At 58.0% G+C, this 12,903-nt stretch carries 13 protein-coding genes and 2 tRNA genes; 7 read left to right on the top strand and 8 right to left on the bottom strand.

Features of this window, described 5'->3' with window-relative positions; all coding sequences use genetic code 11:
• Positions 1–192: 192 nt before the first annotated feature.
• The 3 genes from AB3U87_RS16310 to AB3U87_RS16300 all read right to left on the bottom strand — a co-directional run bounded on the left by AB3U87_RS16310 (position 193) and on the right by AB3U87_RS16300 (position 619).
• Positions 193–277: transfer RNA gene (locus tag AB3U87_RS16310), tRNA-Tyr, on the bottom strand.
• Between the two features lie 12 nt (positions 278–289).
• Positions 290–365: transfer RNA gene (locus tag AB3U87_RS16305), tRNA-Thr, on the bottom strand.
• Between the two features lie 17 nt (positions 366–382).
• Entirely contained in the window at positions 383–619 is a 237-nt protein-coding gene (locus AB3U87_RS16300) for a hypothetical protein (RefSeq protein ID WP_253456297.1), read from the bottom strand.
• A 208-nt stretch (positions 620–827) separates the two neighbouring features.
• On the opposite strand from AB3U87_RS16300, the gene coaA reads away from it, so the two are divergent.
• The gene (gene coaA, locus AB3U87_RS16295; RefSeq protein WP_253456300.1) at positions 828–1,778 is read left to right on the top strand and encodes a type I pantothenate kinase; all 951 of its coding nucleotides are present in this window, start codon (positions 828–830) and stop codon (positions 1,776–1,778) included.
• Positions 1,779–1,813: 35 nt separating this feature from the next.
• On the opposite strand, the gene AB3U87_RS16290 is transcribed toward coaA, so the two are convergent.
• From AB3U87_RS16290 to AB3U87_RS16275, 4 genes are all read right to left on the bottom strand, one after another.
• Positions 1,814–2,710: an alpha/beta hydrolase gene (locus tag AB3U87_RS16290; protein WP_394149744.1), complete on the bottom strand. Its 897-nt coding sequence runs from the start codon at positions 2,708–2,710 to the stop codon at positions 1,814–1,816.
• Between the two features lie 244 nt (positions 2,711–2,954).
• Entirely contained in the window at positions 2,955–3,461 is a 507-nt protein-coding gene (locus AB3U87_RS16285) for a TIGR00645 family protein (protein ID WP_125289362.1), read from the bottom strand.
• Between the two features lie 95 nt (positions 3,462–3,556).
• Entirely contained in the window at positions 3,557–3,787 is a 231-nt protein-coding gene (locus tag AB3U87_RS16280) for a hypothetical protein (RefSeq protein ID WP_253456306.1), read from the bottom strand.
• Between the two features lie 27 nt (positions 3,788–3,814).
• Positions 3,815–4,189: a helix-turn-helix domain-containing protein gene (locus AB3U87_RS16275; protein ID WP_301730638.1), complete on the bottom strand. Its 375-nt coding sequence runs from the start codon at positions 4,187–4,189 to the stop codon at positions 3,815–3,817.
• A 163-nt stretch (positions 4,190–4,352) separates the two neighbouring features.
• Here AB3U87_RS16275 and AB3U87_RS16270 point away from each other — a divergent pair, with 163 nt between their 5' ends.
• The 3 genes from AB3U87_RS16270 (at position 4,353) to AB3U87_RS16260 (ending at position 8,169) form a co-directional block, all read left to right on the top strand.
• A complete protein-coding gene (locus tag AB3U87_RS16270; RefSeq protein ID WP_125289359.1) occupies positions 4,353–5,252 on the top strand; it encodes a LysR family transcriptional regulator in 900 nt (299 codons plus the stop codon).
• Positions 5,253–5,562: 310 nt separating this feature from the next.
• On the top strand, positions 5,563–6,939 hold the full coding sequence (locus tag AB3U87_RS16265) for an MFS transporter (RefSeq protein WP_253456309.1): 1,377 nt from the start codon (positions 5,563–5,565) through the stop codon (positions 6,937–6,939).
• A gap of 102 nt (positions 6,940–7,041) precedes the next feature.
• A complete protein-coding gene (locus AB3U87_RS16260; RefSeq protein WP_394149741.1) occupies positions 7,042–8,169 on the top strand; it encodes a GNAT family N-acetyltransferase in 1,128 nt (375 codons plus the stop codon).
• A 30-nt stretch (positions 8,170–8,199) separates the two neighbouring features.
• Here AB3U87_RS16260 and AB3U87_RS16255 read toward each other — a convergent pair whose 3' ends face one another.
• Complete coding sequence (locus AB3U87_RS16255) at positions 8,200–10,032, bottom strand: ABC transporter ATP-binding protein (protein WP_253456315.1); 1,833 nt, start codon at positions 10,030–10,032, stop codon at positions 8,200–8,202.
• 114 nt (positions 10,033–10,146) lie between these two features.
• On the opposite strand from AB3U87_RS16255, the gene AB3U87_RS16250 reads away from it, so the two are divergent.
• The 3 genes from AB3U87_RS16250 (at position 10,147) to AB3U87_RS16240 (ending at position 12,787) form a co-directional block, all read left to right on the top strand.
• A complete protein-coding gene (locus AB3U87_RS16250) occupies positions 10,147–10,749 on the top strand; it encodes a TetR/AcrR family transcriptional regulator (RefSeq protein ID WP_394149739.1) in 603 nt (200 codons plus the stop codon).
• 94 nt (positions 10,750–10,843) lie between these two features.
• Positions 10,844–11,806 carry an alpha/beta fold hydrolase gene (locus AB3U87_RS16245; protein WP_394149737.1) on the top strand — a complete coding sequence of 321 codons (963 nt, stop codon included), beginning with the start codon at positions 10,844–10,846 and terminating at the stop codon, positions 11,804–11,806.
• Between the two features lie 69 nt (positions 11,807–11,875).
• On the top strand, positions 11,876–12,787 hold the full coding sequence (locus AB3U87_RS16240) for a LysR family transcriptional regulator (RefSeq protein ID WP_301252810.1): 912 nt from the start codon (positions 11,876–11,878) through the stop codon (positions 12,785–12,787).
• Positions 12,788–12,903 lie beyond the last annotated feature (116 nt).

Here is a 12,903-nt window from a genome sequence, read left to right as displayed (position 1 = left end):
CTTCCCCGTGGGGAATCTGGAAGTTTCTGCCTCTCATTAACATCGCGAACGATATTAATGGTGGTGGGGGAAGGATTAAGTCACACTGTTCCTTGCCCTGCCGGGTCAAACCTTCGAGGTCGAAGCTTCTTATCCTTCCCCGTGGGGAATCTGGAAGTTTCTGCCTCTCATTAACATCGCGAACGATATTAATGGTGGTGGGGGAAGGATTCGAACCTTCGAAGTCGATGACGGCAGATTTACAGTCTGCTCCCTTTGGCCGCTCGGGAACCCCACCTGGGGTACTTGATGGTGCCGGCTACCGGAATCGAACTGGTGACCTACTGATTACAAGTCAGTTGCTCTACCAACTGAGCTAAGCCGGCATCAAGTGGTGCGCATTCTAGGAAGTGTGGCGGCGGGATGCAACAAAAAAATTGCGATAAAAGTTCTTATGGCTGTTATTTGTGCAATTCTTCGCAAAATCTTGCTGCCCGTCAACGGAACCGTACAAAGAAGCGACGATATTGCTATTTTTTAGCCAGCGCAAAAGCGGCGATTTCTTTCTCTGTTTATCCAGCAGCATTCCCCTGGCGCCTGCGCAAAGCGAATCGGCTGCTGTTTTCGCTGTCGTTTTCATAAAGCGCGCGTTTATTTTTCAATAAATGCGGTCGCCGTTACGTTTGCGTTGGTCGTTTTTATTTTTCCTTCTGATTCCGCCCCGTCTGGTGTTAACCTCCTGCCCATTGTTTTCTGAAATTTACCTTAGTTACGCGAGCGGCAGCAGCGGACAGCGTCTTCTCTGCGCACGCCACAACAGGCAAGTTCTTGCTGGCAGAAGCATGTATATGAGTAAAAAAGAATCCTTGTTGACCACACCCTATCTGCAATTTAACCGTTCGCAATGGGCCGCGCTGCGTGATTCCGTGCCGATGACCCTGAGCAAAGAAGAAATTGCCCGGCTCGAGGGGATAAACGAAGATCTTTCTCTTAATGAGGTCGCGGAGATCTATCTGCCGTTATCGCGTCTGCTTAACTTCTATATCAATTCCGATTTACGCCGTCAGGCGGTGCTGGAGCAGTTCCTGGGCACCAATGGCCAGAAGATCCCCTATATCATCAGTATCGCCGGCAGCGTGGCCGTAGGGAAAAGCACCACGGCTCGCGTGTTGCAGGCGCTGCTGAGCCGCTGGCCGGAGCATCGTCGCGTCGAGCTGATTACCACGGACGGGTTTTTGCACCCCAACGAGGTGTTAAAAGAGCGCGGCCTGATGAAGAAAAAGGGCTTTCCGCAATCTTACGATATGCATCGCCTGGTGAATTTCGTCTCCGCCCTCAAGTCTGGTGCCGCTCAGGTCACCGCACCGGTCTATTCGCATTTGATCTACGATGTTATTCCTGACGGCGACAAGGTCGTGCAGCAGCCGGATATTTTGATCCTGGAAGGGCTGAACGTGCTGCAAAGCGGTATGGATTACCCGCACGATCCGCATCACGTTTTTGTTTCCGATTTCGTCGACTTCTCTATCTATGTGGACGCGCCGGAAGATCTGCTGCGCCACTGGTACATTAATCGCTTCCTGAAGTTCCGTCAGGGCGCGTTTACCGATCCGGATTCCTACTTCCATCACTACGCAAAGCTGCCTGAAGACGAGGCCGTAGGCATCGCCACGCAGCTGTGGGAGGAGATTAATCTGATGAATCTGAAAGAGAATATCCTGCCGACTCGCGAAAGAGCCAGCCTGATCATGACCAAAAGCACCGACCATGCGGTCGATCTGGTACGGCTCAGAAAATAGCCTGCCAGACGGCGCCACGGAAGGCGCCAAAGCATTTACCGACGTCCCGCCAGCCAGATAGCGTAAGCCTCATCCCAGATAGCCGCAGGCGTCCCTGCCCTTCCCAGACCAAAACCATGTCCGCCTCGCGTAATTTTGATCTGTTCGACCGGCACGCCCATGCGCCGACAGGCGTCGTGCATGATCTGCGTGTTGTGCGGATTTGAGGTGCGATCGTCGTCCGCCTGGGCCAGAAAGGTAGGTGGGAAGCTACGCGTAACGTAATTTTCCACCGACCAGCCCGCCTCATCCGCTGGCGAAGCGTTTTTTCCGACGATTTCGCTGTGAGTACGCGTATGGGTGTAAGGCGCTTCCAGCGTGATCACCGGATAAATCAGGGCAACGCTGTCCGCGACCGGCGCAATCTGATCCAGCGTATCCTGCGGCGCATAGGTTACGAAACCAGGCCGCGCCGCCGACATGCCCATCAGGTGGCCGCCAGCGGAAAAGCCCAGCAGATGTACTTTCCGCTCCATCGAGCGCACCAGCCTGATTGCGCGCTGTGCATCCTGAAAGGGCGCGAGCCGTCCCGCGTGCCATTTTTCGTGCGGCAGCCGATAGCTCAGCACGTAGGCCGTATAGCCACGGGCATTCAGCCAGCGCGCCACCGGCCAGGCTTCGCCGCCCATGCCGATCCAGCGATAGCCGCCGCCCGCCGCGATCAGTACCGCCGAGCCGTTAGGCTCCTGCGGCTGAAAGCGCTGAATAGCGGGACTGACGATATTCGACCAGGCGCCGCTGGCGGACACATGCAGATTGCCGCCCGGCCCGCCCCCGCCCGGCGGCTCGTCCGGCCACAGGGGAATAACGTCTTCTCTGGCAAACAGTTTTCCGGCGGTCATCGCCAACATGGCTGCGCCGGTGCCCATTATTAACCGGCGTCGACTAATCATCTGACATGGTTTTCCTTGGTGACATAAACGCGCCGCGCTCCGTGCCGACGCAGCGCTCTTCGCTAAGACATGCAAAGCGGAGGCCAGAAACGGGCAGGCAGAAGGAGGCGAAGCGGACGAATAATTCTTTATCGGCAAGAAGAACCGCTTTTTTATGCGATTTGCCGGTCGGGAGGCAAGTGAAATTCGCGGCGGGCGCTAAATAACGGCAGGATTGCCCGGAGCCGCTCCGGGCAAAGCGCAATCAGTGCAGGGCGTTTTTATCTTTACGGGACATCGCGTCCAGATAGCCCATCACAAAGGCGGACAGCACAAACGTCAGATGAATAATGACGTACCACATCAGCTTGTTATCAGGAATATTGCGCGCATCCATAAACACGCGCAGCAGATGAATAGAAGAGATCGCCACAATAGAGGCCGCCACTTTATTCTTCAGCGAGCCGGAATCCATTTTCCCCAGCCAGCTCAGCTTTTCTTTGTGCTCGGAGATATCCAGCCTGGAAACGAAGTTTTCATAGCCGGAGAGCATCACCATCACCAGCAGGCCGCCAACCAGCGTCAGGTCAATCATCGATAGCAGCACCAGCACCAGATCGTTTTCCGCCATAGCCAGCACGTTGGGCAGCAGATGAAAAACTTCCTGGAAGAACTTGATCGCCAGCGCCAGCAGGCCCAGCGACAGCCCGAGATAAATAGGTGCCAGCAGCCAGCGCGAGGCGTAAATAAGATTTTCAGTAAGACGTTCCATAGCATTCCATAAGCAGGTTAACACGAGCGGTAGTATACCTGATGGAATGTTAAATTTTTCACGGCACAGGCCTGCACCGGGGGAATTTTACGGATTTACTCCGTTGGCTCGGTCAGCATGCCTGCCGAGGCGGGTTCAAGTACCCGGCGCGCCTGCCGGTCAATACTGCCGATGCCCAGCGCCAGTTCATCGCCGGCCCGGACAAGCGGTAAGCAAAAACCCGGCTCGCACGCCGTGGTCGTCTGAACGCCCGCTGGCCGAGCGGGAACGGCAGCAAAACCGGTCCCGCTTATCGCCAACGCGATAAGAAAAGCATATTTTTTCATAGGGTATTTATTCAGAGATGCGCGAAGTTAGTGCAGCTCGCGATGCTGATTACGATAATCTCTCGGCGTCACGTTAAAGTGTTTTTTAAAGACGCGCTGAAAACACTGCTGGGACGAGAATCCCAAATCCATAGAGATGGTCATGATGGTTTTATGGGAGGTCACCAGGCTTTTTGCCGCCTCGTCCAGGCGACGATAGCGAATAAAGCTGCCCAGGGTCATGCCTTTTTTCTCTTTAAAAGCGCGTTGTAAGTGCCATTTAGAATAACCGGAGCGCGCGGCTACGGCCTCAATATTCAGTCCATCGTCCAGATGCGCTTCAATCCAGTCGATAATCACGTCTACGATTTCACCTTTCACTGACTTTCTCCTGCAGCGGCATCCTGCATATGACGCCGCCATTCCACGATGTAATATTATATCTATATGTTTTTATTAGTTAAATTTTGATATGCAACAAAAGGAATAACTTATCAAAATTTGGCGGAAGGATATAAAGAAGTGTAAAATAGTTCAAATAGATAATTTTAATGTTCGTTAATAGATACTCTCTATAGAGGTAGCCATGCTGGATCTCAACCTGGTACGCGTTTTTACCGCTATCTATGAAACCCGCAGCGTCAGCGGCGCCGCCGATCGCCTGTTTATTACGCAGCCTTCCGCCAGCTACGCGCTCGCCCGTCTGCGCAGCGAAACCAACGACGAGCTGTTCAAGCGCAGCCGGAAAGGCATGGAGCCGACGCCGACCGCGATGCAGCTCTATAAGGTGTTTAAAAAGTCGCTGACCGGCATAGAAAAAGCCGTGGCGGAAACCCGCATCTTTTCGCCGGAAACCTCGCGCTATAAGTTCCGCCTGGCGCTGACGGACCTGGGCGAGCTGCTGCTGCTGCCCAAGCTAATTACGCTTTTCCGCAGCGTGGCGCCGCATATCCAGCTGGAGGTGATCCCGGTCGACGTGCACAAGCTGGATGAATGGCTGCTGACGGGCCGTATCGACGCGGCGCTGTGCAGCCGCAATGAGTCGGTTTCCTCCGCGCAGCGCGAGCTGATGGCCTATGAACGCTATGTCTGTCTGCTCAACGTTGACCATCCGCGAATTAAAGAGAGCCTGTCGCTGGATGAGTATATGCAGGAACGCCATGTCGTGGTCGCTGCCACCAGCGGTCACCACATTGTGGAAGATCGGCTGAAAGAGTTTGAGCTGGAACGCGAAATCGCGCTGGAAGTGCCGCACTTCGCCGCGCTGGGCGAGCTGATTGCCTCCAGCGATTTGCTGGTAACGCTGCCTTCCAGCGCCGCCAGGATCTACGCACGTCGCGGCAACGGCCGGATGCTGGAGCTGCCATTCCACGTGCCGAATCAGGAAGTTTTCCTCTATGCGCACACCGAAATCGGCGATATCACGGCAAAAACCTGGTTCTACAACGTGCTGCGCATCGCCGGGCCGACCATGATCGATCCCTGAGATACCGCGTCCTATAGAAGAGAGCGCGCAAAGAAAACCAGACCCAGTGCACGTTCCAGGAAAGCCGTGTGGCAAGCGCGGCGGATAACGTGCGGAATGTGAAGCGCTTCAAGCCACCTTGTGCATCTTTCTGAATGTATCGCAAAAATTTCCCGTTAATCCCGACAACAGCACAATGACCCGCCTGAAAAGCGCCTCCTATAGTTGATTAAAACGCCCGCGGGCCGTTTTCCTTTCTCTCCTGCCGCTGCGGCAAGCTTCGTCATCTCTGCGCCTGTATTCAGAGCGACAATAAATAAGGGTAAGCACTATGACTGCTAAAAACGGATCGCACGTGCGCGTGTGGATATTAATGCTGATACTGTTTCTTTCCGTTATCGCCTATGCGGATCGCTCTATTTTGTCGATTGCGGGCGGCGCGATTAAAGATGAGTTTGGCCTCTCGCCCATCCAGCTTGGCTTTATCCTGTCGGCGTTCAGCTGGGCCTATGTAATAGGACAGATCCCCGGCGGCCTGTTTCTGGATCGCTTCGGCACCAAAAGAGTGTACGGCGTGACGCTGGTGCTCTGGTCGATCTCCACGCTGGCGATGGGCTTTGTCGGCGAATTCTCTACGGGCCTGACCAGCGCGCTGGTGATCATGTTCACGCTGCGTTTCGCGCTGGGGCTGATCGAGGCACCCAGCTTTCCGGCCAACGCCCGCGTCGCCATTATGTGGTTTCCAAAAGCCGAACGCGGCCGCGCCTCATCGCTGTTCGCCTCCTCGCAGTATTTTGCGGTCGGCATCTTTTCGCCCCTTTCCGGCTGGCTGGTATCCGAATTCGGCTGGCCGTGGCCCTTCTTTGTGCTGGGCGTTATCGGCATCGGGGCCTTCTTCGTCTGGCTTTGGTATATGCAGGAGCCGCGCGCGCACCGCAGCGTGTCGCCGCAGGAGCTGGATCATATCGTCGCGGGCGGCGGCCTGATCGATATCGACTCGGTACAGGAGCGTAAGGAGAAAACTCCCGTTTCCCGCGAGACCTTCCGCAGGCTGCTGACTAACCGGATGCTGTGGTGCGCCTATATCGGTCAGTACTGCATCATCGCGCTGAGCTATTTCTTTATTACCTGGTTCCCTGTCTATCTGGTGCAGGCGCGCGGCATGGATATCCTGCACGCCGGTTTCGCCACCGTGGCGCCAGCGCTGTTCGGCTTTGCGGGCGGGATTTCCGGCGGCATTATTTCCGATTACCTGATCCGCATCGGCTGGTCGGTCTCCTGGGCGCGCAAAACGCCTTACATTGTCGGGATGCTGATGGCCGCGACGCTGATGGCCGCCGCCGTCGCCAACAGCAACTTTTGGGTCATCGCCATTATGTCCTTTGCTTTTTACGGCAAGGGCGTGGCGGCCGGAGCGGGTACCTGGGCGGTGATCAGCGACACCGCGCCGAAGGAAGCGGTTGGCCTGGCGGGCGCTATTTTTAACTGCGTCGGTAATATCGCCGGCATTATCACGCCGATCATGTTCGGTTACCTGGTTGCGCTGACCGGCAGCTACAGCCTGGGCCTGGTGTTTGTCGGCGCGCACTGTATCGTTGCCGCCTGCTGCTTCCTGTTTGTGATGGGGCCGATTGAACGCGTCGGTGGCGAAACGCCGGAAGACAACACTTATCCGACCGGCGCTGCTCCCGTGGTGCGCAGGCTTTAGCGGCCCGTGCGGGAAGACGTTGATCTTCGCACGCAAAACCTTCACTTTAGCGTCATGGTTAATCGGGCAGCGCCCCTGCCCGCATCAAGACGGAGTGCCCCTATGTCGCTAACCCTTCTGACGCAGTTGGCCGATCTTCCCGCCAGTCAGTGGGATGCCTTACTGCCGGACGATCAGCCTTTTCTGCGTCACGCCTTTCTCAGCACGCTGGAAGAGAGCGGCAGCCTGGGAAAAGGCACCGGCTGGCAGCCGGAGCACCTGTTGTGGGAAGAACAGGGCGAAATCCGCGCCGCGCTGCCGGGCTACCGCAAAAGCCATTCAATGGGCGAATACGTTTTCGATCACGCCTGGGCAGAGGCCTGCCAGCGCGCCGGCCTGCCCTACTACCCTAAATGGCTAGCCGCCGTGCCGTTCAGTCCCGTTACCGGCGCAAGACTACTGGGCGACCGCGCCTTTACCGCAAAGCTGCTGCATCACGTGCCCGATTTTCTGCATCAGCGCCAGCTGCACAGCGCCCATATCAACTTTGGCGATGCGCAAACCCGCGAGCTGGTGGCGGCGGAAGCACGCTGGCTGCCGCGTCTTGGCTGCCAGTATCACTGGCGCAATCCCGGCTACCGCGATTTCCAGGACTTTCTGGATACGCTGATGTCGCGCAAGCGCAAGCAGATACGCAAAGAACGCGAGCTGGTCGCCAGCCAGGGGTTTGCGTTCGAGTGGCTGGCCGGTCATCAGCTCAGCGAAGCGCACTGGGACTTTGTCTACGCCTGCTACGCCAACACCTACGCGGTGCGCGGCCAGCGCCCCTATCTCACCCGCCTTTTCTTCAGCCTGCTGGCGGAGAAAATGCCGCAGTCCATTCGCGTGGTGCTGGCAACGCAAAACGGCATGGCCGTCGCGATGGCTTTCAGCCTGATGGACGGCGAAACGCTTTACGGTCGCTACTGGGGCTGCCTGGAAGAGTTTAACCGGCTGCATTTTGAAACCTGTTTTTATCAGGGGATGGATTACGCCATCGCGCACGGGCTGAAGCGCTTTGACGCGGGCGCGCAGGGCGAACACAAGCTGGTGCGGGGTTTTGAGCCGGTGATCACCGAATCCTGGCACTATCTACGGCATGAAGGCTTATTCGAGGCGGTAGCGGACTACCTGGATCAGGAAAGGCCCGGCGTGCAGGCGTGGGCGTTGGAAGCCCGCGCATCGCTGCCTTATCGCCGCGACGGAGAATAACGGGCAGCCTGGACGCTGCCCGCTGATTGATTAATCCTCGCCGACGAAGCCGCCCGTCTGATGTCGCCACAGGCGGGCATACAGCCCATCCAGCGCCAGCAGCTCGCTGTGGCTGCCCATCTCGGCGATGCGCCCTTCCTGCAATACCACCAGCCTGTCCATTTTGGCGATAGTGGAAAGACGGTGCGCGATGGCAATCACCGTTTTGCCGCCCATCAGCGTCTCCAGACTCTCCTGGATCGCCGCTTCCACTTCGGAATCCAGCGCGGAGGTCGCCTCATCCATAATCAGGATCGGCGCGTCCTTCAGCAAGACCCTGGCGATAGCGATACGCTGGCGCTGGCCGCCGGAAAGCTTCACGCCGCGCTCGCCGACCTGCGCATCCAGTCCGACGCGGCCCTGCGGATCGGAGAGCAGCGGGATAAACTCGTCGGCCTTCGCACGATGGATCGCCTGCTGCAACTGTTCTTCTGTCGCATCGGGTCGGCCGTACAGCAAGTTATCGCGAATTGAACGGTGCAGCAGCGAGGTATCCTGCGTAATCATGCCGATCTGCGCCCGCAGGCTTTCCTGGCTGACGTGCGCGATATCCTGGCCGTCAATCACAATGCGGCCGCCGTCCAGGTCATACAGACGCAGCAGCAGGTTCACCAGCGTCGATTTCCCCGCGCCCGACGGGCCGATCAGGCCAATCTTTTCGCCCGGACGAATGGTCAGCTGTAGCTTGTCGATCACCCGGCGCGCGCTGCCATAATTGAAATCGACGTTCTCATAGCGGATTTCACCCCGATCGACCTTCAGCCTCGGCGCCTGCGGCTTGTCGGCCACGCTGACCGGCTGAGCAATAGTTTGCAGGCCATCCTGCACCATACCGATGTTTTCAAAAATGCCGTTGACCACCCACATGATCCAGCCGGACATATTGACGATACGGATCACCAGCCCGGTAGCCAGCGCGATAGCGCCCACGCTAATCAGCGACTGGGTCCACAGCCACAGCGCCAGGCCCGTGGTACTGACGATCAGCAGGCCATTGAGCGTGGTCACCACCACATCCATATTAGTGACCATCCGGCCCTGCTGACGCGTTTTAGCCGTTTGATCGCCGATAGCCTCACGCGCGTAGGCTCTTTCCAAATCGCTGTGCGCAAAGAGCTTTAGCGTGGTGATATTGGTGTAGCCGTCCACAATGGTGCCCATCAGCTTCGAACGCGCGTCGGATGAGGCAACGGAGCGGGATTTCACGCGCGGCACGAAATACCTCATGCTGACGACATAGCCCACAATCCACACCAGCAGCGGGATCATCAGCCGCCAGTCCGCCTCGGCGAACAGCACCAGCGAGGTAATGGCGTAAATCAGCACGTGCCAGAGCGCATCCACGGCCTGGACTGCCGAATCGCGCAGCGCGTTGCCGGTTTGCATAATGCGCTGGGCGATGCGCCCGGAAAAGTCGCTCTGGAAAAAATTCAGGCTCTGGCGCAGCACGTAGTTGTGGTTTTGCCAGCGGATCATGCTGGTCATGCCGGGGTTGATCGTCTGGTGCACCAGCAGATCGTGCAGGCCGATAAAGATCGGTCTGAAAACCAGCGCCACCGCCGCCATCCAGATCAGCTCGCTGGCGTGTTCGCTAAAGAAGCTGGCGGCGGGCGTCGTGTTCACCATATCAATAATGGTGCTCAAAAAGCGGAACAGCGCGACCTCAATCAGCGAAGCGATCAGCCCGATCGCCAGCAGTAAGGCAAAGCTCTGCCACACCTGGCGCAGATAGTAGACGTAAAAAGCCCAGACGCGGTTGGGCGGCGTGTCGCTGGGGGCGTCCTGAAAAATATCGATCAGTTTCTCAAAGCGGCGATACAGCATAGCTAGCTCACTTTTACAGCCAAAAAACTGATAGTAGTGCATTTTCTGCTGTTATGACGAACGCGGCGCAGGGTGCGGCTTGATTAGGAAACGATCGTTCTCTATTATGAAGCAATGAAAACATCTTTACGTCAGCCGGGACGCCCGCGCGAATTCGATGCCGATCTTGCTCTGGACGGTGCTATTGCGCTGTTCAGCGAGCAGGGCTACGCCGGGACTTCCATCAGCGAGCTGGCCCGTGCGATGCAGGTCACGCCCGGCAGCCTGTATAAAGCTTTCGCCGACAAGCAGGCGATTTTCCTGGCCGCGCTGACCCGCTACCAGCAGCTGCGCGGCGAGGCGCTGAACCGTCGCCTTGCGGACGCGCCCAACGGGCGGGCCAGAGTGGAGGCGCTGTTGCGCCACTACGGCGAAAGCAGCGTGGGCGAAACCGGGCGGCGCGGCTGTCTGGTGGTGAGCTGCGCCGTCGAGCTGGCGACGCGCAACGACGAGCTGGCGCGCCGTATCACGCAATCGCTGGGGGCCAACGAGGCGCGCTTTGAGGTGTTTCTGCGCCAGGGTCAGCAGGATGGCTCTGTTTCTCCCGATCTTAACGTACCGGCTACGGCAGCCATGCTGCTGTGCCTGACGCAGGGAATGCGCGTGCTGGGAAAAACCGGCCGTACCACAGAAGAGATGGCGCAGCTGGTCGATAACGCCCTGACGCTGCTCGGCTGATATTTCGCTTTTGCGCGCGGCCTGGCGCCGCGCGCCCAACAGACCAAATTACATTCAATTTGGAAACGATCATACCCAAACCGCAGAGGCAACCATGCTTATCTCTACCAACACTGAGGCCGACCGTCAGGCCATTGCCGCCTTTCAAACCGCAACTTTCTGGCAGCAGTTCCGCCAGGAGTACGTTGAGGTCAACGGTATTCGTCTTCATTACGTCACGGGCGGCTGCGGCGAACCCGTGCTGCTGCTGCCCGGCTGGCCGCAAAGCTGGTACGCCTGGCGCTACGTGATGCCGCTGCTGGTCGCTGCGGGCCGCCGCGTGATTGCGGTCGATCCGCGTGGTCTGGGCGACTCGGCCCATCCCGCCGACGGCTATGATATGACCACCACCGCTAACGATATTCATCAGCTGATCGCCACGCTGAAGCTGAACGAGTCTGGCCCGATAGATGTAGTCTGCCACGATATCGGCAGCTGGATAGGCTATGCGCTGGCGGCCGACTGGCCGGAAGATGTGAAACGGCTGGCGCTGTTCGACGCCGCGCTGCCGGGCATCTCGCCGCCGCCGCCGTCCGGCATTCCCACTGACGAAGCCAATGTGAAAAGCTGGCACTTTGCTTTCAATCGACTGAACGATTTGCCGGAAATCCTGTTTAAGGGCCGCGAACGCGAGCTGATTAGCTGGCTGTTTGCGGCCAAATCCCTGAAGAGCTGGAGTATCACGCCAGCCGATCTGGAAGAGTATGTCCGCGTTAACCAGCTTCCCGGCGCGCTGCGTTCGGCGCTGAGCTACTACCGCACCGGCTTTTCACCGGCCTCGCTGGCGGCAGCGCGGCAGCGGGCGGAGAAAAAATTATTGATGCCGGTTTTGGCCGTTGGGGCGGAAGGCAGCGTGGGCGATACCCTGCTGACGACGCTGCAACAGCTGGCGGTTGAGGTAAAAGGCGGCGTTATCGCCGGCGTGGGCCATTACATTCCGGAAGAGGCGCCCGCAACGCTGGCTGGCCTGCTGGCCGATTTTTTTATACCCTCTGGTAGCCCGACAGACGGTCGGTAGCAGGCCCGCACAGGAAGCGGCAGGCGACGCGCGCATAAGGACAATAACGACCGAGGCAGAGGGGCGGAGATGGAACGGCTTGATTGTGATCGTATGCTGGTGGCGGTAATGGAGCTGGGAAGCTTCGCCGCTGCCGCGGAACGCATGGGCACCAGCAGCGGGCAGGCGTCGAAACTGGTTTCCCGCCTGGAGAGCGAGCTGGGCGTCCAGCTGCTGAAACGCAGCACCCGTGCGCTTTTTCCGACAGAGATAGGCCAGGCCTATTTTGACCGCATCAAAAGCATTCTGGACGACTTCGACGCGCTGGACGCCTCGGTACGTCACGCTTCCGGCAAACCTTCAGGCCGCCTGAAGCTGACCGCGCCGCTGACTTTCGGCACCAGCAGCCTGGCGCCGGTGCTGATAGCCTTTGCCAAAGAGTACCCGGAAATTGAGCTGGACGTCAGCTTCGCCGACCGCATGGTCAATATCGTGGATGAGGGTTTCGACCTTGCGCTGCGTATTGGCAGGCTCAGCGACAGCAGCCTGATTGCACGAAGGCTGAGCGATATCCGTATTATCGTGGCGGCAAGCGAAAGCTACCTGCGCGCGCACGGCACGCCAGAGGATTTGCGTCAGCTGGCGCAGCATGACTGCATCATCGATACCAATTTTCGCGAGCCGCTGAACTGGCAGTTTCGCGACGGCAGCGAACGTATTCTGTCGGTGGCGGTAAAAGGCAGGCTGCGCTTTTCCAATGCTGAAGCCTGCCTGAGCGCCGCCGCCGCGGGGCTGGGCATTGCGCGGATGCCGACGTTTATCGCCGGAAACCAGCTGCGCAGCGGCGCGATCGTGCCGCTGTTTCGCCAGTATGAGATGCCGCCGCTCGGCCTTTACGCTGTCTATCCACCAGCGCGCCATCTGGCGCACAAGGTGCGTGCATTAACGGAATTCCTTGAAGCGCATTACGCAGGCGAGGCCGAGTGGGATCGCGGCTGGTAATTCTTTCCATTTCGGAAGGAATATCCGCGCTGAGCAAGGGATTATCATCCTCATGGGATCCGTGTAGCCTTGAGTGAAACCGTTTCCACAGTGGAGAGCGGCTCAACAGGAGAAGT

The sequence above is a fragment of the Erwinia plantamica genome (assembly GCF_043420595.1).
In the GTDB taxonomy this organism is placed as follows: Bacteria; Pseudomonadota; Gammaproteobacteria; order Enterobacterales; family Enterobacteriaceae; genus Erwinia; species Erwinia aeris.
This window is presented reverse-complemented; position numbering and strand designations above follow the sequence as displayed.

Bases quoted from the DNA above. Each gene is read 5' to 3' on its own strand.
- AB3U87_RS16290 (WP_394149744.1), bottom strand. From the start codon at position 2,710: ATGATTAGTCGACGCCGGTTAATAATGGGCACCGGCGCAGCCATGTTG.
- AB3U87_RS16265 (WP_253456309.1), top strand. From the start codon at position 5,563: ATGACTGCTAAAAACGGATCGCACGTGCGCGTGTGGATATTAATGCTG.
- AB3U87_RS16275 (WP_301730638.1), bottom strand. From the start codon at position 4,189: ATGGCGGCGTCATATGCAGGATGCCGCTGCAGGAGAAAGTCAGTGAAA.
- AB3U87_RS16300 (WP_253456297.1), bottom strand. From the start codon at position 619: ATGAAAACGACAGCGAAAACAGCAGCCGATTCGCTTTGCGCAGGCGCC.
- AB3U87_RS16250 (WP_394149739.1), top strand. From the start codon at position 10,147: ATGAAAACATCTTTACGTCAGCCGGGACGCCCGCGCGAATTCGATGCC.
- AB3U87_RS16285 (WP_125289362.1), bottom strand. From the start codon at position 3,461: ATGGAACGTCTTACTGAAAATCTTATTTACGCCTCGCGCTGGCTGCTG.
- AB3U87_RS16245 (WP_394149737.1), top strand. From the start codon at position 10,844: ATGCTTATCTCTACCAACACTGAGGCCGACCGTCAGGCCATTGCCGCC.
- coaA (WP_253456300.1), top strand. From the start codon at position 828: ATGAGTAAAAAAGAATCCTTGTTGACCACACCCTATCTGCAATTTAAC.
- AB3U87_RS16270 (WP_125289359.1), top strand. From the start codon at position 4,353: ATGCTGGATCTCAACCTGGTACGCGTTTTTACCGCTATCTATGAAACC.
- AB3U87_RS16260 (WP_394149741.1), top strand. From the start codon at position 7,042: ATGTCGCTAACCCTTCTGACGCAGTTGGCCGATCTTCCCGCCAGTCAG.
- AB3U87_RS16280 (WP_253456306.1), bottom strand. From the start codon at position 3,787: ATGAAAAAATATGCTTTTCTTATCGCGTTGGCGATAAGCGGGACCGGT.
- AB3U87_RS16240 (WP_301252810.1), top strand. From the start codon at position 11,876: ATGGAACGGCTTGATTGTGATCGTATGCTGGTGGCGGTAATGGAGCTG.
- AB3U87_RS16255 (WP_253456315.1), bottom strand. From the start codon at position 10,032: ATGCTGTATCGCCGCTTTGAGAAACTGATCGATATTTTTCAGGACGCC.